Here is a 25,088-nt window from a genome sequence, read left to right on the forward strand (position 1 = left end):
TTGACGTCCTCTTACTTCACCGAATTTTTAAGCCTTGCCATCATCCATTTTCTGGCGGTGGTCGCACCAGGGCCCGATTTTGCCATCACGGTACGCCAGAGCGTTCGCTACGGACGTCTGGTCGGGCTGTTTACGGCGTTGGGCATCGGAGCAGGCATTTCGGTACATGTGCTCTATACGCTGCTGGGCATCGGTGCCCTGATGCACGCCACTCCCTGGCTGCTCAGTGTTGCAAAAGTCGTTGGGGGCGCCTACATCCTTTATCTAGGCATCAGCCTGCTCAAAAGCAAGCCGACCCAGGCATTGGATGAAGTGCAAGGCGGCACGGTGGCTGTCGATGAGCAAACCATCGGCAAGGCATTCCGTATTGGGTTCCTCACCAATGCTACCAACCCCAAGGCAACCCTGTTTTTTCTGGCGATCTTTACTACCGTGGTGAGCGCACAAACCCCAATGAAAATCCAGGCGCTGTATGGCTTGTGGATGTGTTGTGTGAACGCAGCCTGGTTCATGATCGTCAGCTTTCTGTTTTCGAGCCCTCGTGTGCGACAACTGTTCCTGCGCATGGGGCACTGGTTCGAACGTACGATGGGGCTAGTGCTGGTGTTCTTCGCCGGCCGGTTGTTGCTGTCGATCATCTAAGTGTTTCACGGCTCGATAGCCACAAGCTGCCGGGCCGTGTCGAAACCTGGCTGGAGCGGTTCACTGCACAGCTGTTTGTCCCTACCCCAGCACGGAGCTGAATAGACTCATGCCACAAGCCATTCGATCCTACTCGACCCGTACCGCCGAAAAATTCGTCCTCCGGCTGCCTGAAGGCATGCGTGAGCGTATTGCAGAGGTTGCTCGCAACCACCACCGCAGCATGAACTCTGAAATCATCTCGTACCTGGAGCATAGTCTGGTGCAGGACGGCCTTCTGGAAGCTGATTCCGACATGCGCATGGACAGCCCGACCCTGAGCCTGCACGAACGGGAACTACTCCAGCGCTTCCGCCAGCTTTCCGGTCGACAGCAGAATGCCCTTATCTCGCTGATTGCCGATGACCTTGAACGCGTAGGCGAGCACTGAACCAAGGTTCTCCCTCCAGGGCTCCCGACTGCTTTACCAGGCTGCCTAGCACCAACGGGCCAGCCAGGGGCACGCGACTATCCGGCCACCCAATCGTGCTCCAGAGGATATGGAGATGCGCCTGGCGATAGCGTAAAAAGCTGTCGCTTTCTTTAACGTAAGGCCCGCACTGGCGGGCTTTGCTCTACGCTCAGAAGCCTTTGCCTGAAAAGCCAGAAACCCATTCAGGCGAAGTCCATGGCCTCATGATGGATTCTCTTTTCCTCCCCGGACAGGCTGGGTACTGTAGCCATGGGCGAGGAATCGCCTGAACCGATCCATACAATTCATGTTACAACCCGCTACGCCCTGATCCGAACATCTGCAAACCTCATGGGGTCGGACCCCAAGGACCGGCCGTAGGCCAGCATGTATCTGGATCATTAGGACGACTTATGCCGTTGTTGAAGCTGCTGCATTTTCTGGGATTGATTGGGTGGTGCGGCAGCCTGCTCTATCTACCGGGCCTGTTGATGGCCCAGGTTCATGACATACACAAGGCCGACAGACCTTATCGGTCTGGTACAGGCGACATTACTTCAGAGCTAGACGCTCCCGTTCCGGCCCTACAGCTGCTAAGGCCTGAGCTGCTGCGCTATGTATTCACGCTCATTGCCACCCCTTGTGCGTTGGTGGCGATTATCAGCGGAACACTTCTGTTCATCCGTCACAGCCTTTTCGATCCCTGGTTGATCCTGAAGCTCAGCCTGGTAGCCGTCATGGTAGTAGGCCACGCCTTATGTGGTGCGCTGATTCTGAAAAGCGATAACCTGGCACCCAGGACCATACGGGCATGGAGCATAGGCCTGGCGGTTGCGCTCAGTCTGGCTATCGGGGGCACGCTGTATCTTGTCCTGGCCAAGCCAGGTTGGAGCGGCGCATGACCAACCGATCAGCTTTCCACGTCCACCCCAACCGCATGTTCGTAGACCAGACGGCCTCCCAGATAGCTGGCAAGGGAAATCAGTACAGCGGTAACGCCGGTCAGGTAAAAGCTCCAGAGCACGAGCTCTTCACCCCCCTGATACCGCACCATCCAGTTGAGCGAAGCCAGGGACAACATCATTACGGCCAGAATGGCATGGCACCATGCTGTAATACGTCGGCGTATATCCGCCACGGTAGTAATGTCGATCAGTCCGGCGATACTGGCTACCCAACCACCCGCAGCCCCTACACCTGCCAACCACAGTCCGGCTCGTGCCCAGAACTCATCGCCCGTCCACCAGAAGCCGAAATCGGCACCCACCAGTGCGATCAGCGCCGCGACGGGAAAGTGAATCAGCATGGGATGAATCGGGTGGCCCGCTACGGCGGCGCGGCTTTCGATGTTGTCGGTCGCAGGCATGCAGGACTCTCCAGTCGATGGCAGACCTTTAAATGGACCGCATGGGGACTAACAGTTCCCTTGGTAAGCGGCTGTAGCGGTACACAGTCCATGCTCGACCCCTATGGCCCAGCAGCCCGGGCCGTCGCCTGGACCTGGTGGGCCATGTTTGGTTTCTCCGCCGTCGTCCTGGTAGGTGTAGTAGCGCTCTGGTTGATCGGAATGCGTCGCCCGCCGGCAGCTGTACCGGAGGAAAAGGTTGCGCGCTACAACCGCCGCTGGATTGTCTGGGGAGGCATTGTGCTGCCTTGCGTCAGTATCGTGCTATTGCTCAGCTTTGGCATTCCTCAGGGTAAGCGCATGCTGCCGCTGCCAGTGGAAGGCGTACAGCCGCTCAAAGTTGAGGTGATCGGTCATCAGTGGTGGTGGGAAGTGCGCTATCCCGAAAGCGGCGTGGTAACGGCCAACCAGATGAACCTTCCGGCCGGTCGCCCGCTGGATATTCACGTCAGCAGCGCGGACGTGATCCACTCCTTCTGGATTCCGCGCCTGGGCGGCAAGATCGACATGATTCCCGGCCGTACAAACGTCATCCGTCTGGAAGCGGACCGACTAGCGACACACCGCGGGCAATGCAGCGAATTCTGCGGCATGCAGCACACCCACATGATTCTCTACAGCGAGGTCCAGACGGCTGAGGATTTCGCAACCTGGCTCAAGGCGCGACAGCAATGGCAGGCGCCTGCGCCACAGCCCGAAGCCAGAAGCCTCTTTGAGCGCGAGTGTGCCGCCTGTCATCAGGTCAGTGGACTTGAGTCGCCGCTTGGAGGGATCACAGACGAAACGCTGCTGATAGGTCCGGATCTGGGCGACGTAGGTAGCCGCAGCCACCTGGGCGCCGGAGTGCTCAAAAATGAACCGGGCGCCATTCGCCGCTGGCTTTCAGAGCATCAGACCCTCAAGCCGGAAAACCGCATGCCGCCGCTGGATCACCTGAGGGATACGGAACTCGATGTACTTGCCGACTGGCTGGAGACCCTCACCCCATGAGCGACATGACCACCCATACCCACGGTGAGCAGGCCGAACAGGATCGTCTTCACCAGGATCTTGATCAGGTCTGGGGTAATCCTCGTGGCTGGCGCGCACTTAGTATCGTCAACCACACCACCATTGGGGTGCGCTTTTTGGTGACGGGCCTGTTTTTCTTTCTGGTTGGACTGCTTCTGGCCATGCTGATTCGCACCCAGCTGGCCATCCCGGGCAATACATTTCTGGGACCGGACGAATACAACCAGGTCTTCACCATGCACGGCACGGTCATGATGTTTCTGTTTGCCGTACCGATTCTGGAAGGTCTCGCCATCTACCTGCTACCCAAGATGCTGGGCGCACGCGATATGCTATTCCCACGCCTTTCATCCCTTGGCTACTGGTGCTACCTGTTCGGTGGATTGATCCTGCTGTCGAGCCTGCTATTGGATGTAGCTCCCAATGCCGGCTGGTTCATGTACACGCCCCTGTCGGACCGGGTGTACTCACCGGGACTCAACTCGGACTTCTGGCTGATCGGAATTACCTTTGTCGAGATCTCCGCTATCTCGGCAGGCGTCGAGATCGTCGTATCCATTCTTCGAGCGCGCGCGCCCGGCATGGGACTACACCAGATGCCGATTTTCGCCTGGTACATGCTCGTAGTAGCCATGATGATCCTGATCGGCTTTCCGCCCATGATACTGGCAAGCCTGATGCTGGAGATTTCCCGTGCCGCCGATCTGCCCTTTTTCGATGTGGCCCGCGGGGGCGACCCTGTGCTGTGGCAGCATCTGTTCTGGCTGTTCGGCCACCCTGAGGTTTACATCATCTTTTTACCGGCCGCCGGTATCGTTTCGACCATTCTCCCGGTGTTCTGCGGGCGTCCGCTGGTGGGTTACCGCTGGGTTGTACTGGGTGTGCTAACGACTGGTTTCATCAGCTTTGGTCTATGGGTACACCATATGTTTACCATCGGCATTCCCCAACTGGCGCAGCTGTTCTTTTCGGCGGCCAGCATGCTGGTGGCGGTGCCAACAGGGATTCAGGTGTTTTCCTGGATTGCGACCCTGTGGCTGGGTAAGCCTCGATTCGAGCTGCCCATGCTCTGGCTGGTAGGGTTTATCGTCATCTTTGTTGCAGGTGGGCTAACAGGCGTGATGCTCTCTCTCGTGCCGTTCGACTGGCAGGTGCACGATACCTACTTTGTCGTCGCCCATTTTCATTATGTGCTGGTAGGCGGCATGTTCTTCCCGCTGATGGCCGGCATCTACTACTGGCTACCGCATTTCTCAGGCCGGATGCCCTCCATGACGCTTGGGCAGTGGGGCTTCTGGCTGACCTTCATCGGCTTCAACATGACCTTTCTGATCATGCACTGGACGGGCCTCATGGGCATGCCACGGCGGGTCTATACCTATGAAAGCGGCCTGGGCTGGGATTTGCCCAACCTGATCTCCTCGATTGGCGGCTTCATCATGGCCTTTGGCGTTGCGACGTTTCTGCTCGACCTGTTCCTGCATTTTCGCTTTGGCGAGAAGGCCGGTGAGAATCCGTGGAAGGCGGATACGCTGGAATGGGCAACGCAATTGCCACCTACTGCCTATAACTTCGTCAGCCTGCCGGAAGTGAAGACCCGCCATCCCTTGTGGGACCAGCCGCATCTGCCGGAAGCGATCGCCAATGGCGAATATGGCCTTTCGGTCAGTAGTCATGGTCGCCGCGAAACCTGGGGTGTCGATCCGGTTACCGGACGGGTACGCCATGTGATTCACCTACCCGGCAATTCGATGTGGCCCTTTGTGCTTTCGGCTGTACTGGCTGTGATGTGCATCTGCCTGTTAGTCAGTGCCTATACGTTAGCGGGTCTGGGTGCGCTGGCGGCGCTGATCATCTGTCTGCGCTGGAGCTGGGAAAACGGCGCTCATCCCAAGGCAGCGCCTGATGCGCATACCCAGCCGGATGAGCCTCCCTTGCACTCCCGTACGTTTGACGGTCCGGGCCTCTGGGGCATGGGAACCACATTGATTTCCAACGGCTCCCTTTACCTCTCGCTATTGTTCGGCTGGTTCTACCTGTGGAGCGTGTCGCCCAATTGGCAGATTCCTTCGCAGAACCCGCTCAACCATGGACTTATGTTGGCCGCGTTGCTGCCGGCATTCATCGTCACCGGCTGGCTGCGCCGTGTCGTGAGTCAGCTCAGGGAGAAGCACATTACGCACCTAGGGTCTCAACTGGCAGGTATCACTGTGCTTGGCCTGGTGCATACGCTGCTGCTGGTCTTGGTAATCATTGAAGCGCCTTTGAAGCCTACCGAAACAACCCACGATGCCGTGCTGCTGACCATGCTGGGTTACAGCCTGCTCCACGCCGTGGTAGGTGTCCTGGCTACTGCACTTCAGGCCTTGCGGGTGCATTGGGGATATGTCGGGATCAATGCACCTTATGAGCCCAAGATCGTGCTGCAGTGGTGGGTTTATACCACAACGGTAGTTACCATCAGCTACATCGCCACGGTGCTGTTTCCCCTGACCTGGAATCCTTACTGATGCGTCCAGCCCATCCCTTGCAGTTGGTTGCAGGCCTTGTCGTCTGGAGCTTGTGGTTTATTACTATTTACGGGGGGCTTACAGTAGCCTGCCAGATCGCGCCGCCCGCTGCAGAAGCTGGTGCCCTCAATCGTATAAACCTCATGCTGGGTTTGCTTACGCTCGCCACACTGGTTTTTTTGCTGTGGAATGCGCGGCGCTGCTGGCAGGCTATTGGCCTCGGCGATTCCGAGGAGGCGCGTTGGCAACGCTTCCTGGCAACGCTGGGCGCCGGACTGCATCTGGTCAGCGCAATCGCCACGCTGTTTGTGGGTATTCCCATTCTGTTGATGCCGCCATGCCTCTAGCCCTGATAATCCTGCTGGGTATTGCACCTTCGGCCTATGGTCATGGGTTACTAGAGGGTCATCTGACCGAACGTCTACCTATATGGGGTTGCGCTGTACTGCTGGCTGCCATGTGGGGGCTCTATTACATAGGGCAGCGCCGGGTTCCGCCTCATCGAGGCGAGGCGCTCTGGTTTCATGCCGGCATGGTCGTCGCAGCCCTGGCAACGTTTGGCCCGTTCGATGGCTGGGCGGAAACCAGTACAGCGATGCATATGGTCCAGCATATGCTCTATATGATTATCGTTGCGCCCCTGTGGGCGCTCGCCAGACCGCTGCCCCAGTGGCAGGCTGCGTTACGTGGACGCGGCCGACGCGTCTGGCATCCCATCCTGAAGGCCGGTCGCTATCCAACGGCTGCAGCCCTGCTCCATGCGCTGGCGATCTGGGGCTGGCATGCCCCCAAACCTTACCAGCTCGCCCTGGATAACCTCTGGTGGCATGTCACCGAACACATCTGCTTTCTTTTTACCGGTTGGTTATTGTGGTGGTCGTGCCTGCATGCCAGTCATGCGCGTGTTCCTCAGGCGTTGCTTGCGCTTCTGCTCACACTTATGCATACCGGATTACTGGGCGCGCTTCTCACCTTCAGTACCCAAACGCTTTACCACGAATCAGGCGACCTGTCTGACCAACAGTTGGCAGGCCTCATCATGTGGGTGCCTGGCAGCCTCGCCTATATGCTGGGTCTGGGCTGGATTGCCTGGCGATGGCTGAGCCGTCAATGGCGACGGACGTCGGAGCGGGCCACTTGAGAGCCTGCCGTCAAGATTGACAGGCTTTCAGGTGCTCACGGCAAGGCGAACACGTACGGAATGCCGCTTGTTTCCTGAGTGGTGTTGACAATAGCCATGGGCGGAGGCGGGCTCGCCATGTCTCACATCAACGATGCGGGCTACTGGATCTTCACTAAACTGGCTGGGCTGAACGTGGGCGACGGCCTGCGAACCTGGACCGTACTGACCACACTGCTGGGCTCCCTGGGGTTTATCTTGACCCTGTTGCTCTGGCCCTTTGTCTGAACACTCGAAGGAGAGACCATGCCCCGCTTCGCTGCAAACCTGAGCATGCTATATCCCGAACACGACTTTCTCGACCGCTTTGCTGCGGCCGCGGCCGATGGCTTCAAGGCAGTCGAGTACCTGTTTCCTTACGACTACCCAGCTGCCGAGCTCAAGGCACGGCTCGACGACTACGGACTTGTCCAGGTGCTGTTCAACGCACCGCCTGGGAATTGGGCGACTGGGGAGCGCGGTCTCGCCTCCCTCCCCGGCCGCGAAGCTGAATTTCGGGATAGCATCGCCCGTGCGCTGGACTATGCTGCCGCTCTGGGTAATGACCGCTTTCATGTTATGGCTGGGCTGCTGCCGTCAGGCGCAGATCGCGCAGCACACCGTGAGGTATACCTGCAAAACCTCACCTATGCGACACAGGAAGTGGCCAAGAGTGGCCTGACGGTAGTCATTGAGCCTATCAATACGCGTGATATGCCCGGTTTCTTCCTGAACCGACAGGATGAGGCTCAGGCCATCTGTTCAGAAGTAGGTGCTGCCAACCTCAAGGTCCAATTTGATTGCTACCACTGCCAAATCGTAGAAGGAGATATCTCTGCAAAACTACGTCGTTACATAACAGGTATTGGGCATATCCAGATTGCTGGCGTACCGGACCGCCACGAACCAGACAGCGGCGAAATCAATTATCCCTATCTGTTCCAGCTGATTGATGAATTGGGATACACCGGTTGGATCGGTTGTGAATACCGTCCCCGTGGAAATACATCTGAAGGCTTGGCATGGATACGTCATCTGAGCGCTTAGGTCCTTTCTTCATGTCGGCGGGCGTTTCTGCGTCCGCCTCCTCTCATTACCTCCTTTAACAGCGTTACGCTTGCTCGGTTGCATTGGGCCGACTCCTACAGACCGCTTACGTTCCTGTAAATCTTCTGGTTTTAGACACAGCTCTCAACCAGTCTAGAACCGGCCCTACCGCTCGTAAGTTTCTCTGAACGAACCGTTCATGACTCACTCCATTTTCACGAAGGGCATGAAAACACCGAGCGAAATCAACAGCAGGATAGACGGATGAACAACGACCAGTCTGATAGGCAAGCAACCGAAACGATACCTATCGTTGAAGAGCGTGCCGAGCTTCATAAAGAGACTGTCGAATCCGGCCGCGTCCGGATCAATAAGACCGTCGAGTCCAAGGAATACACCGTTTCTGACGCCTTGCGGTATGAGGAAACGGTTATCGAACGGGTCAAATTCGACACGCCAGTCGACCCCGCTCACCTTCCACAGGTGCGGCAGGACGGTGATGTCACCATCATCCCTGTTTTCGAAGAAGTTCTGGTTGTTGAAAAACGCTTGATGTTGAAGGAAGAACTTCATGTCCAACGCGTCACTCGTGAAGCACAACGTACCGTGCCGGTCACATTGAAACGCGAAAACGTGACTGTGGAACGCAGCCACTCTCATCCGGAGTCAGATCACTCCGGTTCCGCGCGGTAATCGCAGTCTGCACCGCCCAATCGAATCGCAGCACAGCTGCCGAAGAGAACGAAAGGTGACCTTATGAAACAGCACATTCTAGTTGCAGCATTTGACCACGTTAACGAAGCAGAACAGGTTAAGCGTGAGCTTTTGTCCAAAGGCGTATCCCAAACGAACATCCGCATGGCCGCCTCTAACGAATCCCCCGTGCTCGACGGCACGACAGATACTTCCATGCGGTCCGACACCCGTACTCACGACGATGAATCGATGACCGACAAGATCGGCGGCTTCTTCCGCTCAATCTTCAGCGACAGCGACACCCATAATAGCCGCTACGCCGATACCTATCCTGAAGCGGTACGCCGTGGATCCACTGTAGTGACTGTTACCGTCAATGACGACGCACAAGTAGGTGTCGTTGAAGAAATCATGGAGCGCAATGGCGCAATTGATATCGACGAGCGCAGCGCCAATTGGAGCAACCAGGGTGCGATCGGCTCTTCAGCGACCACCATGGGCACCAGCGCCGCTACCGGGCCGGTATCGAATGACTACCCTAACACAGCTTCTACACTGGGTGCAGGGTCCACTACCCACGCTGACCAGACGCCTACTGAAGCGACTGACCGCACGGCCATTCCAGTCATGGAAGAAGAGTTGAAGGTCGGCAAACGTGAAAACAGCCTGGGCCGCGTACGAGTGGTATCACGTATGAGTGAGCGTCCCGTTGAAGAAACGGTCAACCTCAGCGAACAGCATGCCGTTATCGAACGTCGCCCTGTCGACCGCCCAGTCTCCACTGACGATCTTTCTGCCTTCAAATCTGGAACGGTAGAGATCCAGGAAACGGCAGAAGAAGCCGTTGTTGAGAAAACCGCTCGAGTTGTGGAAGAAGTCGTGGTAGGTAAGGAAACGACTCATCATAACGAAACGGTTCGTGACACAGTACGCCGTACCGATGTAGACATCGAAAATGACAATGTCGCAACCCGGGCTGGCATGCGTGGCACCGATCATATGGACGATGTTGATCCTACCACCCGCACCAAACGCTAATCGTCTGTTTAGCGAAAAGGCCACCTAATGGTGGCCTTTTTGTTTTTACGTTTCTGATTACTTGTTATGTGCTTGGGTTTGTTAGTTTTCTTAAACCATTTATAGGGCTGGTATTATTTTGTAATTCCGTTATTTGTTTTAAGGAGCAACAACAACCGCGCCCCATTTATGAGTGATAGCCGTCACAATTTATGGGCAATCTGGTAAAGACTCATTAACAGAACATTAATAAACAGCGCTTTTCTTTCCATACAAAGCAAACTAGATCACATAAATAAGCAAATCTGCCGCTTGAAGCGGCGAGCTTTTTTGGCAGGCGCTAAGCATAGGTGCTACACGGAGATATAGGATTTTTCTGTGGCCGAGCGCACAAACGTTTTGGATCAAAATCCCCGTACGCGACGGTGAAAGGCACTTATGCGCGGTCGGTAGTAGATGGCCGTGGTGGATATCAGTGATAGCCATTCATGATGCAGTGCCAAGGAAACCACCCCGCTCTGGCTTGTCGCCGGGCGAGCCCTTGGCCATGGAACGGCGTTGTTAAGAGGATCAGGACGATGCTTTTTAACTCGTTTGCGTTTATAGCCGGATTTCTTCCAGTCGTACTATTAGGCTTTTTTGTATTGGGTGGGACGGGTCGACAACGCCTGGCGATCGTCTGGCTGACACTCGCCTCCCTGGTATTTTATGGTTGGTGGAACCCAGCCAACGTTCCGCTGTTGGCCGCAAGCATGATCTTTAATTACCTGCTGGGTGGCTATCTACTTCGCAACCCTTCCCGCTGGGCCCTGACCCTAGGTATTACTGCCAACTTGGCACTGCTGGGGTACTACAAATACACCGGTTTTCTGCTCGGTACGCTTGACGATGTGCTCGATACAGGCTGGACGGTCAGTGACATCATTCTACCCTTGGCGATTTCGTTCTTCACGTTCCAGCAAATTGCCTATTTGGTCGATGCACACGACGGTGAAGTTGTTGAACATGATTTTCTCAACTACTGCCTTTTCATTACTTTCTTTCCGCACCTGATCGCCGGACCGATTACCCATCACCGTGAGATGCTGGAGCAGTTTCGCGAACGCAACAACTTCAAACCCCGCCTGGATAATCTCACTATTGGCACCACTATCTTCCTGCTGGGGCTATTCAAGAAGGTTGTTATCGCCGACCCGCTGGGTGAAAAAGCTTCGCCGGTGTTTGCATTGGCAGCCGACGGCGTGACGCCCTCTTTCTTCGACGCATGGACCGGCGCGCTTACGTACACCCTCCAGATCTATTTTGATTTTTCCGGCTATAGCGACATGGCGATCGGCCTGGGGCTTCTTTTTGGAATAAGCCTACCGGCCAACTTCAACAGCCCGTTCAAGGCACGCAACGTGATCGACTACTGGTCTCGCTGGCACATGACGCTGACACGCTTTCTGACCGCCTATATCTACAATCCCATCGTCATGCGGATTACCCGTGCACGGCTGGCTGCCGGTAAGCCCCTGCCCAAGCGCGGAAAAATGTCGCTTGGTACCTTTGTAGCGCTGGTGGCCTACCCTACCCTTTTCACCATGTTCATTTCCGGCGTCTGGCATGGGGCCGGCTGGCAATTCGTAGCGTTCGGGCTACTCCACGGTTTTTACCTTGTGGTCGCCCATGGCTGGCGCGCCTATAAGGTCAGTAAAGGCTGGAAGCTCGACAGTGACAACCGAATCCATCAGGTCGCTGCATTGCTGCTCACCTTCACCTGTGTGGTGGTGGCCATGGTGTTCTTCCGAGCCGAAAGCGTGTCCGCTGCCATGGCAATCCTCGCCGGCATGGTGGGCCTGAGCGACGTCTCGACCAAGCTCGACAAGTCCGATTTCCTGGCCATCGCTATGTTGCTGGCCTTTGTCTGGACCATGCCCAATATCGGCCAGTGGATGCATCACTTCCGCACTGCCCTGAACTTTCGGCCAAAGGAAAACTGGATCGAACACTGGTTCCCCTTCGTGGCGTGGCGGCCTACGCCAGTGCTGGGCGCTGCCTTGGGTGTACTGGGTTTTTTTGCATTGGCCTCTGCGTTCTCTGCGGCCCCGACCGAGTTTCTTTACTTCCAGTTCTAAGTGTCGAAACAGGAGCATTCCATGATGGACCTATTACCCTGGCTTCCCCCTCATCCAGATCTCGGCGCAGCGATCAGCGAGGCCAAGCGAGAAGCAGACCCTGCCAAGCGGCTCAGTCAGGCGGCTTATTTATCCGGATTTCGACGCGACTTCACCCTTACCGCCCGACTGGATAAGCTTGCCGCAGAAGGACTAAGTGATCTCACCACAGCAGGAGATCTGGCAACACTGGGTTTGCGTCCCTTGCGTATCGCCCTGCTTTCCTCCCATACCGTGGATCATCTCGTTCCTGCCATTCGGATCGCAGGTCTCTCCCGGCGTCTGGCCTTGTCCGTGTATGTTGCCCCGTATGGCATGTATCGACAGGCCTTACTAATGGACGACCCTGCGCTATCGTCCTTTGCCCCTCAGGTGATTCTGTTGGCCGTGGATGCAAAAGACACCGCCCTGCAGCTGCCCCTGGATGCATCAGAGGCGCAGGTTTCAAGCGCCGTTGAGACGCGTATCGAGGAGTTACGCCACCTCTGGCGCCTCGCCCGGGAACGTTACGCAGCGCAGGTTATTCAGCAAACGCTTGTCACTACAGAACCCTTGCTGTTCGGCTCATTCGAAGCCCATGTTCCAGCCGCGCCCTTTGCCGTAATCGAGCGGCTCAATACCGCCATCCGTGCAGCGGCAAAGGAAGAAGGTGTACTGCTGATGGACCTGGCGTGGCAAGCTGCACAAGGGATGTATGGCACCGGTCTGGCTGAGCCTGTGCGGTGGCACCAAGCCAAACAGCTGGTCAGCCCAACGCTGGCCCCCCTTTATGGCGATCAGCTGGCAAGGGTTGCTGCCGCTGGGGTCGGTCTCTCACGCAAGTGCCTGGTCCTGGACCTTGATAACACTCTGTGGGGCGGCGTGATTGGCGACGATGGTGTTCATGGCATCCAGATAGGCCAGGGATCACCGGCAGGTGAAGCGTTTCTGGCATTCCAGCATTACGCAGGGAAGCTGGCCAAACGAGGCATCATTCTCGCGGTCTGTAGCAAGAACGATCTGGCAGTAGCTGAAGCGGCGTTCGACCACCCGGAAATGGGTCTCAAGCGCTCCGATATCGCCGCCTTTGTCGCCAACTGGGAGGACAAGGCGGGCAACCTGCGTCGTATTGCCTCCATGCTCAATATCGGACTCGACAGCCTAGTCTTTGTCGACGATAACCCGGCTGAGCGTGACATTGTTCGCCGTGAGCTACCCGAGGTGGCGGTGCCGGAACTTCCCGAGGATGTAGCCGACTACCCTGCTCGTGTAGCGGCTGCCGGTTATTTCGAGACAGTCTCGTTCACCACAGACGACACTGCACGCAGCCGTCACTACGCCCTTAACGCCGAACGCAAGGTTGCCATGAGCCAGGCAACCGACATGGAAGGTTACCTGCGCGGTCTGCAGATGGTTCTTACCGCTACCACCATCGGCCCGGCAGAGTTGATCCGTACCACGCAGCTGATTAACAAGACCAATCAGTTCAACCTTACGACGCGCCGCTACAGCGAAGCGGAGGTCGAGCGCCTTGCAGCGGATGATCGTGCCATTACCCTTGCGGTGCGCCTGAGTGACAAGTTTGGTGATAACGGTCTGATCAGTGTGGTCCTTGCACGTGCAGATACCGCATGGGCTCAGGATGAACTTCTTATCGATACCTGGCTGATGAGCTGCCGCGTTCTGGGCCGTCAGGTAGAAGAGGCCGTACTCGACGTGTTGATCAAACGCGCGACGGCAGCTGGCTGGGCAGCGCTCATCGGCGAATATCGCCCTACCGACCGGAACGGCATGGTTGCCGAACATTATGCAGCGCTGGGCTTCGACCATTGCCCAGCACCTGAAGGCGCTATCCCCAACGCCAGCTTCTGGCGTTATGACCTGCTCTCACCCCGTACTTCCCGCCACTTCATCGAGGTTACTGACGTATGAACGATAAGGACATTCTCAACGCACTGACCCAGGTCTTCCGCGACGTGTTCGATGACGACGACATTGTGCTTGCCCCAGATATGACCGCTGACAACATCGACGGCTGGGACAGCCAGACGCATGTCATCCTGATCGTGGCGGCAGAGCAGCGTTTTGGTATCAAGTTCAGGACCGCAGAGCTTGAGTCACTTAAGAATGTGGGCCATTTCGCTCAGCTGATCCAATCCAAACTCGAAGGAGCGGCGGTGTCATGAAGACTTCAGCAGCGGATGACAAGCCCACCTCCAGTTCCGGCAGCAGGATTTCTGCCGGCTACCTGCTTGCACTATTTGGCGGAATGGCGGGTGCCCTCGCGGCGTTCTGGATGCTGCTGCTCGGCCTGCGCGGCACAGATAACCTGCCCCCACCGGCATTTTCCAATAGCCTGTGCGTTGATGAAAAACTCAGCTTTCTACGTGAAAATCCCATCGAATCGCCAGACCTCCTGGTAATAGGGTCATCTGTAGCCTGGAGGCATATCGATGGTGATGCCATCGTCAGGCATTCCCCAGGTACGCGCCCGCTGAACGGCGCCTTCTGTGGTCTGCATGCCAATCAGTCGGTATACGTTGCCAACTGGCTACTTGACCGGGAACCTACCGTCAGGCATGTCCTGATGGTGGTCGACCCCCAGGACTTTGCGGGTTGCTGGCGTGTTTCGGCTGCCGTATTCAATCGCAACGATGTTGATCAGTACGTGTATGAGAAAACGTCACCCTGGCTTTACTACATGCACTATTTCTCCCCCGGCTCGCTGATGCGCAATGCCTTGAAGGTAAAAGATCAGCGCGCCAACCGTATCGAGTTCGATCCCTTAGTGTTCAATCGCTACGGGGACGGCCCGCTCAATACGGTGAACAGTCGTGAATTGCTTTATGGCCGCCCGGAAGCGCTGGATTCAACCTGTTTCAATGCCCTGCAAACCCTGGCTACCCGTTTGTACCAGGAGGGACGGCAATTAACGGTCGTATCCACGCCATTACATCCTGACTGGAAAGCCCAGCAAGATCCAACAGGTGTCTTTCTGGCTAATTTCGACCAGCAGCTTGCTACCGCCCTGGCGCCAACCAAGGCCCAGTATTGGAATGGCGACAAGGAATGGATTACCGCCAAAACATCCTTCATAGATGCAATCCACCTGCGCTGGTCAGCCGCCCAGAAGTTTTCCGAGGCCATGGTGCAAGAGATCCGAATCGCCAGAAATGACGTCGCGCCTGGAACCTGAGCGTTCTGAAATACGCCGACACGGAGGTCGGCAAGTCTCATGCTCACCACCTTGCAGCCATCTGCGATATACACTATGTCTTGATACTGGTGCGGCACCGATAAATAGAGGCATTTGTGGATTTACTATTTCTGGGCACGTCCGCCGGCGTACCGACCAAGAAACGCAACGTGACCGGGCTTGCCCTACAGGAAGAGATGGGCAGTGACTGGTTTCTGATTGATTGCGGCGAGGCCACTCAGCACCGGCTACTGCGTACACGTCTGTCGCTGCATGATCTGCAGGCCATCTTCATTACACATGTCCATGGTGACCACTGTTATGGCTTGCCAGGCCTCCTTGCCAGCGCAGGCATGTCAGGCCGAAAGAAGCCACTTCCCATCATTGCCCCGGCGGGCATTGCCGAATGGTTTAACGCGACTCGACAATTCACCCAGCTGTACCTGCCCTTTGACGTAGAGTTTCTGCCGGCTGAGGCGCCGGGGCAGTGGGCATTTCCACGGTGGACGGTCGATGCTACGCCCCTATCCCATCGCGTGCCCTCTTTCGGCTATCGGTTTACCGAAACAGCCCGTGAACCTCATCTAAACACTGAAAAATTGAATGCCGAAGGTATTGCGCGCGGCCCAATCTGGGGACAGCTGCGTAAAGGCAATGATGTGTTACATGAAGGCCAAACGTTTAAAAGTGCCGATTATGTGTACTACCCCCATGCGGCTCGCTGCCTGGTCGTCTGCGGTGACAACGATCAGCCCGAGCTGCTGCGGACCTTTTGCCAGCCAGCTCAGGTGCTTGTTCATGAGTCGACATATACACAAGATGTGGCAGACAGGGCTGGCGATACATTCGGACATAGCTCAGCGGCCGGGATTGCGAGCTTTGCCCAATCCAGCGGGCTGCCCAATCTTGTCCTGACGCACTTTAGCGCCCGCTATCAAGCCAATCCGGAGCAGTCTCCCTCCATTGAGGATATCCGTAGTGAGGCCGCACACCATTACCAGGGCTCGCTGTTTCTGGCAGAAGACCTTGCTCGATATCGGCTAGCCAAAACAGGGGTACTAAGCCTTGTTTCTGTGTGATCACTGGGTAGATGAGACCGGTAGCATCGTATGCCCTTGAACGCTCACGCCATTGACTCACTGCTTACGTCCAACGTCGACGGCGAGTAGCAGCTGTGATCCGGGACTAAAGCTTACCTGTTTCAGCTGCCGTAGTCGTATATAAGGATTGATGGATGTTTCAAGATATTACAGGATTAAGACGTAACAGATAGGTCCATAGTTATACACGTACAATTTTCATGTAGAAGATTAAAAAGCAAATCTGCACAATTGCGCCGTTCCAACGAAGCGCTATCTTAATCAGCGTCTGGTATCTACTTAGCAAAACTTGTATTTGAATAAAGTTCAAAGAATTTAATGACTTAGCAATTCTGCAACTTATCTTTCACCCAGCTTTCCATTGAATACAGGTTGTATTTGAACCTGTTCTGTAGTGATGTCATAGCTCATGAAGTGTGCTCCTCTGTATCGCCGCGTTTAGTGTATTGGCGAAGTTGTTGTACTCGCGGCGATACAGTTTTTTATTCCCGTTGTTTTTCCGTCTGTACGCAGCCGCATACGGAGCGTGAGGGCAGTAAGCCGGAGTTACCTTTTCATCAGGACATGCTTTCACAGCGTTTTGCATGAGAAGTTTAAGATGAGCTCAATCAACAACATTGTAGTTATTACCTCCCCCCTTCCTGGTCTTAGAGCCTTATGCCAGCTCGCCAGCACGTTTCCTTCTCGCCTGGAAACCTGTGTCGTTGTGATGCTTCGTGTAGCAACCGACAGTCCTGTAGAGGCGCTCGTAACGCTTATGGGACGCTATACCTTCCTTCCCGTAAAAGTATGCACACCCGGCGAGCTACTCGTGGCGGGCTGCGTCTATCTCACTCCGCCTGGGTATCAAGTCACTATAGAGCCCAAGGGCATGATCAGGCTTAAACGGCTTGATTCCGCAAGGCATGAGCATGCCTCAGCAGATGAACTGTTCACCTCTGCAGCCAAGGTATTTGGGCCGCGTACAATAGGCGCGGTGTTATCAGCATCGGGACGAGACGGCGTCAAGGGCTTGCGCGCCATCAAAGGCGCCGGGGGGATCTGCATCGTAGAGGATCAAAGACAGGCTATTAGCTCGACCACGGCTATTCATGAACTTAGCGCCTGTAACCCGAACTACTGCGTGCCGGTAAAAGAAATGGGGCTTTTGCTTGCCCAACTAACGACTCAGCACTAACCCGCTTCATGTGACATCGCGACGGATCGTATTTAACCGTTTTTGCTTAATGATCAATGCTGCAAGAGGTGTCTTATGTCCGTGCCTGAGTTTTCTGACAAGGAAATCCTCACCTACACACTGGATGTCTTGAGAGAGCAGATTTGCCTGTATCGCGAACAGGTACCTGCCCCACTGCTTAACAATATCGAACAGGTTCTGGGTGGGCCGGTATGCAAGCCAGCCGAAGAACTCGAACAGCTGCGTTTCAACCAGTGGCTAGCATTGCACGCGTTCGATGCTCCTCTGGATGTTCATGAGAGAAAATGGTTATGGAAGGGCTGGCTGGCTCGAGCCAAATATCCTGAAAGTACTACATGAAGACAGCCATAGTTAGGCCAAGCAGCTGTCTGGCCTAACTATGGGACAAACATCAAAGCAGGCTCAGCCAAGCCGATCCCAATAACAGCAGGCCCATGAGACGGTTGAAGTATCTGACACGGGTGGCAGAATCGAGCCAGCGCGAAACGCTTGCGCCCAGCACCGCCCATGCCGTCAGACATGGAATCGATATCGCAAAGAATACAGATGTCAGCTGTACCACCTGCGCGGCCTTGTCTGACCCGGCTTGCGTAAACACGCTGATAACGGCGATGGCCATCATCCAGGTCTTTGGATTTATCAGCTGCAACCCGGCCGCTCCGCCAAACCCGACGCGCTTGTCATTGGCCATGGACTCACTCATCTCATTCAATGGCGTGGCTGGGCTGCTAAAGATCTGCCAGGCCAGATAACTCAACCACAGCACGCCGGCAGTGCTCATCACGAGCTGGATCAACGGGTAGCTCGTCAGGCTTTCGCCAATACCCACGCCTGTTACCAGCACGATACCGGCCGCGCCCGCACACCCGCCCAGCACAATAGGTAATGCCTTCCAGAATCCATAGCGGGCACTGTGACTTAGCACCAGGATGTTGGTAGGCCCTGGAGTGATGGAGGCTACCAGAGAGAACAGAATGAACGGCACAGAAATCATCATATCGACTCCACAGTTATACGGCTGGAGTCGATTGTGGTGTTAGCTGCGTGAGGCGTCTGGAAGATTTGAGCAGCGCTTGCGGTAGCTGGCTGGAGTCAGCCCATAGGCGCGGCGGAACCAACGGCCCATGTGGCTCTGATCCGCAAAACCGAGTCTCATGGCAACCTCGGCCGGTTGATCGCCTTTCGCCAACATAAAACGAGCCTTGGCGAGTCGCAGCTGGATGAGGTAAGCATGCGGTGCCAAACCAAAGGCGGCCTTGAAGGCTCGGGTCAAGCGAAATCGATCCACACCTACGGTATTAGCAAGCTCATCCAGGCCTACATCGTCCTGCATGTGAGCGTGAAGATAATCTCGAACGCGATAAGCCACCAACGGAAGTCTGGGATCATAAGCTCCCCGCATTCGCCATTTCACATGGTCGGTCAGCTTGATCAGCAATTGATCCAGCGCGGTCTGCCTTACTATTCTCAACTCATTGTATTCGAGCGCCTTGAACGCATCGGCAATAGCGATCATGAGTTCGGTCTGATCGGTTAGTGTCGCGCCAAAACTGGGAAGGCATTGTACAGGCGCATCCTCATGCAACATCCTCAGCTCACGCTCGATCCACTGCGGCTCCAGATAAAGCATGGAGTAGGTAAACCCACCCTCTGCCGGCGCATGGCCATCGTGAATCTCACCCGGCTCAAGCATGAAGACCTTACCAGGGGTGCTGACGTGCAGCGCATTCCGGCAGCTGAACTGCTGCACGCCTTGCTCGGTAAACCCTACAAGATAGCTGTCATGCCAATGGGGATCATAGGCATGACCCTCAAAATGAGCACGAATGGTCTCGATACCGGTTTCGGCGTCCTGGTTCAGGTGAACCCAGCTTTTCCTGTCGTCTGTCATAGTTAGGACTTTCGCCTTGATATCATGGACGGCAACAAACAGATCGTCTTGGGATCGTATCAGCCTCCTTCCGATTGAATCTGGAACATTTGTGCAGTCATATTGAGCGTTGGCTTAATTGGCGCGGCCAGGACCAACCCAGGAATATGTTCAAACGACATGCGTGCAGACCAACATCCCGCTTGTTTCTTGGAACAGTAACGGTCAGATCTCGAAGCGATTTAACCCGGTTTCTAGAACCAGTCTTTCCGCCTGAAAAGAGTACCATCGAAAAACACGGGACGTATTGGTGCTTACGCCTAATAGCCGTAGTGTGCGATTTCTTGCTCTCCGTGAATAAACAGTAAAGTAAATTCTATATTTGACAGACGATTGTTAACGGCGGTTAAAAGCGAAAAGTGCATGCGTCTGCAGCTAAATTTCCTTTGCAGACTTAGCGCCGCTTGTTGGGGCCGGAACAGCCCTTATATAGGAATGTGTAATGAGCGATACTTGGGAAATTATCAAGGCCACTCTATGTGAGGAGTTCGCCGACTTTCTTGATCCTGCGCAGACAACACGTCTTGTGCTTCGCCTAACGCTGGCAGCCTTTTTAGGAGGGCTACTGGGTTTAGAGCGTGAACAATCTGGCAAGGCGGCAGGTATTCGTACCCATATGCTAGTTGCCTTGGGTTCAGCCCTCTTTGTCCTCATTCCTTCGATGATGGGAGTTGGTAGTACCGACCTTAGTCGTGTCATACAGGGACTGGTTACAGGAATAGGCTTCCTTGGCGCAGGCACAATAATAAAAGGCCACGACTTGAATCATGTGAAGGGCCTGACGACCGCTGCCGGGATCTGGTTGACCGCTGCGATCGGCATGGCGGCGGGTTCGGGCCGGGAAATGGCAGCTATCTTTTGTACCCTCCTAGCACTAAGCATTTTTTTCCTGCTACCGCGGATACTCCCGCTAAATGACCAACCCTCCACCAAGTCAGACGATATCTAATCCTATGGGCTTAAAGCCTGCCTGAGGTGATAAACCCCGCGGGATGGCTTACTGCTTCCGGCTTGCCAAGACCTGCATGCATGAGCATTAGGGACGGATTATCAGCCGCTTATGGAAAGGCGCCTCTCAAGGAATCTTCACGCGTCTAAGTACGTCAGTATAGAAGTAGGTAAGCACTCGGAGCGCTGAGTGGACAGCATTATCCAGTTTCCGACTGTTTTGATTTAGGCGTTGTCAGGAGTTTTCATGAGAGAGGATTCGTATCGTCAGTACGTCCTGACGCTAACGGTTGTATTTGGAGCGATCTGGGTTTTACTGGCGATTTCTCCCGTTAAACGGGGGGATTGGCTGATGGAAAATCTGCTTGTCGTGCTGTTTGTGTTGGTTCTAGCGATTAGCCACCGGAAATTCATGTTTTCACGTACCTCATTCAGCCTGGTTTTTCTGTTTCTCTGCATTCATGAGGTAGGTGCTCACTATACATATGCTCAGGTGCCATACAATGCCTGGTGGCAGGCATTAACTGGCCAGACGCTTGATGAGGCCATGGGGTTTCAACGTAATCAGTTCGACCGCTTGGTGCACTTTAGTTATGGTTTGCTGCTGGCTTACCCTATCCGCGAGGGTTTACTGCGACTGGTCCCGGTGCGTGGTTTTCTAAGCTACTTCCTGACGCTCAATCTCATACTCTCGTCGTCGGCCGTGTACGAGCTTATCGAATGGATCGGAGGTGCCTATCTGGGTGGCGATGCTGCTAAGGCATTTGTAGGCGCCCAGCAGGACCCATGGGACTCGCAAAAAGACATGGCAATGGCGACGGTAGGAGCGATTGTCATGCTCTTAGGTGCTGCGACAGTCAATGCATTTCACCGACAAGATTTTGCCCTGCAGTGGGCAAACCGCTTCAAGCAACGGTAGAGCTGCTTGATATAGGGGCTCTCTTTGCACCACAGGTAGCCGAAGGACATGGCTACGGGCGGTACAAAATTTTCACATCGCTTCCTTGATCCCCCGCTTGATCAACCAGGCATTAACCGGATAACTCACACAGAACCCTACCAGCATGGCGATCTGCATCATGAACCAGAACGCGGGCTCATGCTTGGGAAGCGCTTCTTGACTGAACACGGCAAACAGGCAGATCGCCATCCATCCATACATCCCAACTTGCCAGGCAATTAGTGAAAGTGTGTCAGCTTTAACAGCAGCGACCAATCCTTGCTTAGGGCTTAATTCGCGCATCGGCTTGATGCTGAAGTATTGAAAAATAATGCCAATGAGAAAAGCCAGAATAAAATCGATAATCCAAGTAGCGAAAACAGGACTACCAAGAACGGTGACAGGAATAGCGATAGTAAACGTCTCGGCAATCAAATCCCCCAATGTGCAACCACTTCCACAATGACTTGCTCCTAAGGCGACGCGTTGCCTGAAGGATCGTTGTTCATGGTTTCGCTGGTGATTCATCTTTACCCGGCCTACAGTGAGATAGCCCCACAAACCCAATGGGCCAGCCCACAACATGGTGATGGGCCAGACGACGTTCATGATTCTCATATGCTGTGGATGATGGTAAATATCAAACACAACCCACAGGGCACATACCACCGCCACAATAAGCGAAACTGCCGAAACACAATGCAACCAGTCCGGTACGGACATAAAAGCTCCTGCTGATAAAACCGCTATTTAGTTTCAACAACCAGCCATAAAGACTGGTTATCAAGCGTTGCTCAGCGTACTGCTGAGCTTTTATATGGATATCGTGATCACGCGACGGGCACTTCCAGTAAGGAAAAAAGAGTCTTCGACAGGTGTTCCAAGGCTATATGTAGTCTTTCTATTAGGTACTGCTCACCCTCAAGGTGTGCCCGCAGCCCTCGGGAAATCAGACCAATGGCGTCTGTGTGGCTGAGCATTAAGGTCGGAAGTCCTTTCCAATTAATACAACTTATCTACTCGCCATGTGAGGTAGTCATGACCAATGAACGTAATCAGCCAGTACACCAAAGCCCACGCAGAACGCCTGATACACCGGCTGGCGATACGGCTGATACCGATGATGATCGGGTTGGGCCGGCGCCTATTCCAGGAGGCTGCGACATGACTGAAAAAAACAGTTAGCCTTATAGATAGGCGCATATCTTAGCTATCGCTTGTATGCACCTGGTTCTTTGGCCTGATCTTTCCACGAAAAACCCAGAAGCCAAAGGTGCTATACACCAGCGTAACGGGTATCAGAATAGCAAAGCCTCCTAGCACAAGCATTTGGCTCAAAGGGGCCGAGGAGGCCTGCGAAATTGTGAGAGTGGGCGGTATAACCAAAGGGTACAACGCAACGATCATTGCCCCATAAGCCACTATGAACCAACCGAGTACAGCAAATAGGGGTAGAAAATGATGCGTCCAAGAGAAAGCGCGCCAAAAGACGATCATCAGCCCTACCAGCAACAGCGTAATTGGTCCTCCAATTGACGGCTCCAGCCAGCGCTCCTCATTTACCGTATTCAAGCCAAACGTCCAGGTGACAATACCGGCAAGCAAAACCAATGTGGCCGGGGCAAGGATTCGTGCCTGACGACGCGACCTCAGCTGGAGATCAGCTGCGGTGCGCCAGTACAACCAGCAAGCCCCCAGCAATGCATAGCCCACAACAAGCACGAAACCGCAAAAGAAAGCGAAACCACTGCACCATTCCCAACCGTTGCCACTGTATTGTCCCTTTTCGTGGGGAATGCCCTGAATTAGCCCGCCGAGTACAATGCCTTGGCAAAAGGACGCTACAAGAGAGCCGCCCATAAACGCCATATCATGCAGTCGTTGCCTTCGCTCTGTCTTGGCACGGTCACGAAACTCGAGTGCAACGCCTCTAAATATCAGCGCCAGCAGCATCAGGATAATGGGCGCATACATCGCAGATAAAAATATGCTGTAGGCCGCAGGAAACATAGCGAGCAACCCACCACCTCCCAAGACCAACCAGGTTTCGTTACCGTCCCAGATTGGCAGGATAGAGAACGCCATGACATGGCGATGCCTTGCCTTGCGATTGGCCGCAAATAAAATTCCAACGCCCAGGTCAGTGCCATCCAGAATAACGTACGTCAGTATGGAGAACGCCAGGGCGCCTGCAGATAACAGATGTATAAGCTCATCAGACAACGGCATATAGGCCCCTTTGAAAGCATATGCTTAGTTGCTTGTATTACTGCCCGTCTCGTTTGCCAACTCAGGCTCCGGTCCTGGTTCGTCCCGTTTCGGCTCTCTTGCAATGGCGCGCATCAGGTATACGAGTCCGATGCCAAATACCAATAGGTAGACGGCGATGATGCTAATGAACGAAGTCGTTACAAACGATAAAGACACGGGAGAGCTACTTTCAACGGTACGGAGCATCCCATAAACCGTAAAAGGTTGCCTTCCTACTTCGGTAACTACCCAGCCACAAAGCATGGCTACAAAGCCTGCTGGAGCCATCATCAATACAAGCTTATGCAGCCATCGTGCACTGTATAAATGACCGCGCTTGCGTACCACAAGACTGGCGACACCAACACCTGCCATTAAAAATCCCAGCCCAACCATAATGCGAAAAGCAAAAAACACGATAGAAACCGGGGGGATATCCGCAGGCGGAAATTCGTTGAGACTTTTGATCGTGCCCGTCCAGTTATGACGCAGGTATAACGAGCCGATATGAGGAATAGCTATCTCATAGTGATTGCGCTTTTCATCCATATCAGGAATAGCAAACAACCTTAAAGGCTCACCTTTTCCTGTCACAGGCCTGTCCCATGAGCCCTCCATGGCCGCTACCTTTTGTGGCTGATGCTCAAGCGTATTTTCGCCATGCAAATCGCCTGCGATGAGCTGCATGGGTCCTACGATAGCGGCAACCCACATCGCCATAGAAAACATGATGCGGGCACGAGCGTTACGTGAATTCCTCAACAAATGCCAGGCTCCGGCAGCGCCTACCAAGAACGCAGTTCCTAAAAATGCAGCAAGGGTCATGTGAGCCAGACGATAGGGAAAAGATGGATTGAAAATGATTTCAAACCAGTTCTCAGGCAGAAATCGACCATCTGGGGCGATGACGTAGCCAACCGGGGTATGTAGCCAGGAGTTAGCCGACAATATCCAGAAAGCGCTGAACAGCGAGCCCAATGCCACAGCACAGGTGGAAAAGAAATGCAGCTTTGGGCCAACTTTTTTCAGGCCAAACAGCATGATGCCGAGAAAGCCTGCTTCCAAAAAGAAAGCCACCATGACTTCAAAAAACATGAGCGGCCCAATAACTGAGCCGGCCTTGCTGGAAAGCCTGCTCCAGTTAGTTCCAAACTCAAACTCCATGACCAGGCCTGAAGCAGTTCCTACTGCCACGTTCAGTGCGAAGATTTTCAGCCAGAACTTGTACACATCCATGTAAGCCGGATTTTTCTTCCACAGCCAGAGCGCTTCGAGCGCCATGAGAAAGTTCGCCAAACCTATGGAGAATGCTGCCAGCACGATATGAAATCCAATCGTGACGCCAAACTGAGCTCTAGCGACCAGCAATGTTGGGTCAGAAGGATCCATCAGCTACCTTATATTCAGACATGAAGGCTTGGTAATGCCCGCCTCAGGAGTGCCACGGGCGGGC

The 25,088-nt window shown here is 54.5% G+C and carries 25 protein-coding genes and 2 pseudogenes; 21 read left to right on the plus strand and 6 right to left on the minus strand.

What is annotated here, in order from left to right:
• From JQR90_RS21965 to JQR90_RS21975, 3 genes are all read left to right on the plus strand, one after another.
• Nucleotides 1-642 carry a LysE family translocator gene (locus JQR90_RS21965; RefSeq protein WP_010798505.1) on the plus strand — a complete coding sequence of 214 codons (642 nt, stop codon included), beginning with the start codon at nt 1-3 and terminating at the stop codon, nt 640-642.
• A 109-nt stretch (nt 643-751) separates the two neighbouring features.
• Nucleotides 752-1,072: an Arc family DNA-binding protein gene (locus JQR90_RS21970; RefSeq protein ID WP_434140804.1), complete on the plus strand. Its 321-nt coding sequence runs from the start codon at nt 752-754 to the stop codon at nt 1,070-1,072.
• A gap of 434 nt (nt 1,073-1,506) precedes the next feature.
• The gene (locus JQR90_RS21975; protein WP_010798507.1) at nt 1,507-1,995 is read left to right on the plus strand and encodes a hypothetical protein; all 489 of its coding nucleotides are present in this window, start codon (nt 1,507-1,509) and stop codon (nt 1,993-1,995) included.
• A gap of 8 nt (nt 1,996-2,003) precedes the next feature.
• On the opposite strand, the gene JQR90_RS21980 is transcribed toward JQR90_RS21975, so the two are convergent.
• The gene (locus JQR90_RS21980; protein WP_010798508.1) at nt 2,004-2,459 is read right to left on the minus strand and encodes a DUF2231 domain-containing protein; all 456 of its coding nucleotides are present in this window, start codon (nt 2,457-2,459) and stop codon (nt 2,004-2,006) included.
• Between the two features lie 90 nt (nt 2,460-2,549).
• Here JQR90_RS21980 and coxB point away from each other — a divergent pair, with 90 nt between their 5' ends.
• From coxB to JQR90_RS22055, 15 genes and pseudogenes are all read left to right on the plus strand, one after another.
• On the plus strand, nt 2,550-3,488 hold the full coding sequence (gene coxB / locus JQR90_RS21985) for a cytochrome c oxidase subunit II (protein WP_010798509.1): 939 nt from the start codon (nt 2,550-2,552) through the stop codon (nt 3,486-3,488).
• 5 nt (nt 3,489-3,493) lie between these two features.
• On the plus strand, nt 3,494-6,019 hold the full coding sequence (ctaD, locus tag JQR90_RS21990) for a cytochrome c oxidase subunit I (protein ID WP_037031126.1): 2,526 nt from the start codon (nt 3,494-3,496) through the stop codon (nt 6,017-6,019).
• The gene (locus tag JQR90_RS21995; RefSeq protein ID WP_010798511.1) at nt 6,019-6,366 is read left to right on the plus strand and encodes a hypothetical protein; all 348 of its coding nucleotides are present in this window, start codon (nt 6,019-6,021) and stop codon (nt 6,364-6,366) included. Before ctaD ends, JQR90_RS21995 begins: the two co-directional genes overlap by 1 nt.
• A complete protein-coding gene (locus JQR90_RS22000) occupies nt 6,357-7,160 on the plus strand; it encodes a cytochrome c oxidase assembly protein (protein ID WP_073450519.1) in 804 nt (267 codons plus the stop codon). The genes JQR90_RS21995 and JQR90_RS22000 overlap by 10 nt, the downstream gene beginning before the upstream one ends.
• A gap of 81 nt (nt 7,161-7,241) precedes the next feature.
• Nucleotides 7,242-7,427: pseudogene (locus tag JQR90_RS22005) on the plus strand (transporter); the annotation flags it as partial.
• A gap of 18 nt (nt 7,428-7,445) precedes the next feature.
• The gene (otnI, locus tag JQR90_RS22010) at nt 7,446-8,225 is read left to right on the plus strand and encodes a 2-oxo-tetronate isomerase (RefSeq protein WP_010798514.1); all 780 of its coding nucleotides are present in this window, start codon (nt 7,446-7,448) and stop codon (nt 8,223-8,225) included.
• 249 nt (nt 8,226-8,474) lie between these two features.
• Nucleotides 8,475-8,918 (plus strand): annotated as a pseudogene (locus JQR90_RS22015) (YsnF/AvaK domain-containing protein); the annotation flags it as partial.
• A gap of 63 nt (nt 8,919-8,981) precedes the next feature.
• Nucleotides 8,982-9,959 (plus strand): YsnF/AvaK domain-containing protein, encoded by a 978-nt coding sequence (locus JQR90_RS22020; RefSeq protein ID WP_434140805.1) that lies wholly within the window; start codon nt 8,982-8,984, stop codon nt 9,957-9,959.
• A 557-nt stretch (nt 9,960-10,516) separates the two neighbouring features.
• Nucleotides 10,517-12,055: an MBOAT family O-acyltransferase gene (locus JQR90_RS22025; protein ID WP_010798517.1), complete on the plus strand. Its 1,539-nt coding sequence runs from the start codon at nt 10,517-10,519 to the stop codon at nt 12,053-12,055.
• A gap of 24 nt (nt 12,056-12,079) precedes the next feature.
• Complete coding sequence (locus JQR90_RS22030; RefSeq protein WP_434141144.1) at nt 12,080-14,005, plus strand: HAD-IIIC family phosphatase; 1,926 nt, start codon at nt 12,080-12,082, stop codon at nt 14,003-14,005.
• Nucleotides 14,002-14,259, plus strand: a complete 258-nt coding sequence (locus tag JQR90_RS22035) for an acyl carrier protein (RefSeq protein ID WP_019363858.1) — start codon at nt 14,002-14,004, stop codon at nt 14,257-14,259. Before JQR90_RS22030 ends, JQR90_RS22035 begins: the two co-directional genes overlap by 4 nt.
• Nucleotides 14,256-15,269, plus strand: a complete 1,014-nt coding sequence (locus JQR90_RS22040; protein ID WP_019363859.1) for a hypothetical protein — start codon at nt 14,256-14,258, stop codon at nt 15,267-15,269. Before JQR90_RS22035 ends, JQR90_RS22040 begins: the two co-directional genes overlap by 4 nt.
• Nucleotides 15,270-15,385: 116 nt before the next feature.
• On the plus strand, nt 15,386-16,348 hold the full coding sequence (locus JQR90_RS22045; RefSeq protein ID WP_150346433.1) for a ribonuclease Z: 963 nt from the start codon (nt 15,386-15,388) through the stop codon (nt 16,346-16,348).
• A 619-nt stretch (nt 16,349-16,967) separates the two neighbouring features.
• Nucleotides 16,968-17,546 carry a chemotaxis protein CheB gene (locus JQR90_RS22050; RefSeq protein WP_150346432.1) on the plus strand — a complete coding sequence of 193 codons (579 nt, stop codon included), beginning with the start codon at nt 16,968-16,970 and terminating at the stop codon, nt 17,544-17,546.
• 75 nt (nt 17,547-17,621) lie between these two features.
• Nucleotides 17,622-17,906 (plus strand): hypothetical protein, encoded by a 285-nt coding sequence (locus tag JQR90_RS22055; protein WP_019363862.1) that lies wholly within the window; start codon nt 17,622-17,624, stop codon nt 17,904-17,906.
• 52 nt (nt 17,907-17,958) lie between these two features.
• Here the strand turns inward: JQR90_RS22055 and JQR90_RS22060 are convergent, their stop codons facing one another.
• Nucleotides 17,959-18,564 carry a LysE family translocator gene (locus JQR90_RS22060; protein ID WP_019363863.1) on the minus strand — a complete coding sequence of 202 codons (606 nt, stop codon included), beginning with the start codon at nt 18,562-18,564 and terminating at the stop codon, nt 17,959-17,961.
• 39 nt (nt 18,565-18,603) lie between these two features.
• On the minus strand, nt 18,604-19,458 hold the full coding sequence (locus JQR90_RS22065) for an AraC family transcriptional regulator (RefSeq protein ID WP_010798525.1): 855 nt from the start codon (nt 19,456-19,458) through the stop codon (nt 18,604-18,606).
• 481 nt (nt 19,459-19,939) lie between these two features.
• Here JQR90_RS22065 and JQR90_RS22070 point away from each other — a divergent pair, with 481 nt between their 5' ends.
• Both JQR90_RS22070 and JQR90_RS22075 read left to right on the plus strand, forming a co-directional pair.
• The gene (locus JQR90_RS22070) at nt 19,940-20,446 is read left to right on the plus strand and encodes an MgtC/SapB family protein (protein ID WP_010798526.1); all 507 of its coding nucleotides are present in this window, start codon (nt 19,940-19,942) and stop codon (nt 20,444-20,446) included.
• Between the two features lie 246 nt (nt 20,447-20,692).
• Nucleotides 20,693-21,364: a DUF2238 domain-containing protein gene (locus JQR90_RS22075; RefSeq protein ID WP_073450702.1), complete on the plus strand. Its 672-nt coding sequence runs from the start codon at nt 20,693-20,695 to the stop codon at nt 21,362-21,364.
• Nucleotides 21,365-21,436: 72 nt separating this feature from the next.
• On the opposite strand, the gene JQR90_RS22080 is transcribed toward JQR90_RS22075, so the two are convergent.
• On the minus strand, nt 21,437-22,108 hold the full coding sequence (locus tag JQR90_RS22080; protein WP_010798528.1) for a DUF4396 domain-containing protein: 672 nt from the start codon (nt 22,106-22,108) through the stop codon (nt 21,437-21,439).
• A 315-nt stretch (nt 22,109-22,423) separates the two neighbouring features.
• Here JQR90_RS22080 and JQR90_RS22085 point away from each other — a divergent pair, with 315 nt between their 5' ends.
• On the plus strand, nt 22,424-22,570 hold the full coding sequence (locus tag JQR90_RS22085) for a hypothetical protein (RefSeq protein ID WP_010798530.1): 147 nt from the start codon (nt 22,424-22,426) through the stop codon (nt 22,568-22,570).
• Between the two features lie 21 nt (nt 22,571-22,591).
• On the opposite strand, the gene cydB is transcribed toward JQR90_RS22085, so the two are convergent.
• Both cydB and JQR90_RS22095 read right to left on the minus strand, forming a co-directional pair.
• A complete protein-coding gene (cydB, locus tag JQR90_RS22090) occupies nt 22,592-23,614 on the minus strand; it encodes a cytochrome d ubiquinol oxidase subunit II (protein ID WP_434140806.1) in 1,023 nt (340 codons plus the stop codon).
• Nucleotides 23,615-23,638: 24 nt separating this feature from the next.
• Nucleotides 23,639-25,024 carry a cytochrome ubiquinol oxidase subunit I gene (locus tag JQR90_RS22095; protein ID WP_010798532.1) on the minus strand — a complete coding sequence of 462 codons (1,386 nt, stop codon included), beginning with the start codon at nt 25,022-25,024 and terminating at the stop codon, nt 23,639-23,641.
• Between the last annotated feature and the right edge of the window lie 64 nt (nt 25,025-25,088).

The sequence above is a fragment of the Pseudomonas sp. JZ114 genome (genome assembly GCF_051027705.1).
Lineage (GTDB): Bacteria > Pseudomonadota > Gammaproteobacteria > Pseudomonadales > Pseudomonadaceae > Chryseomonas > Chryseomonas luteola.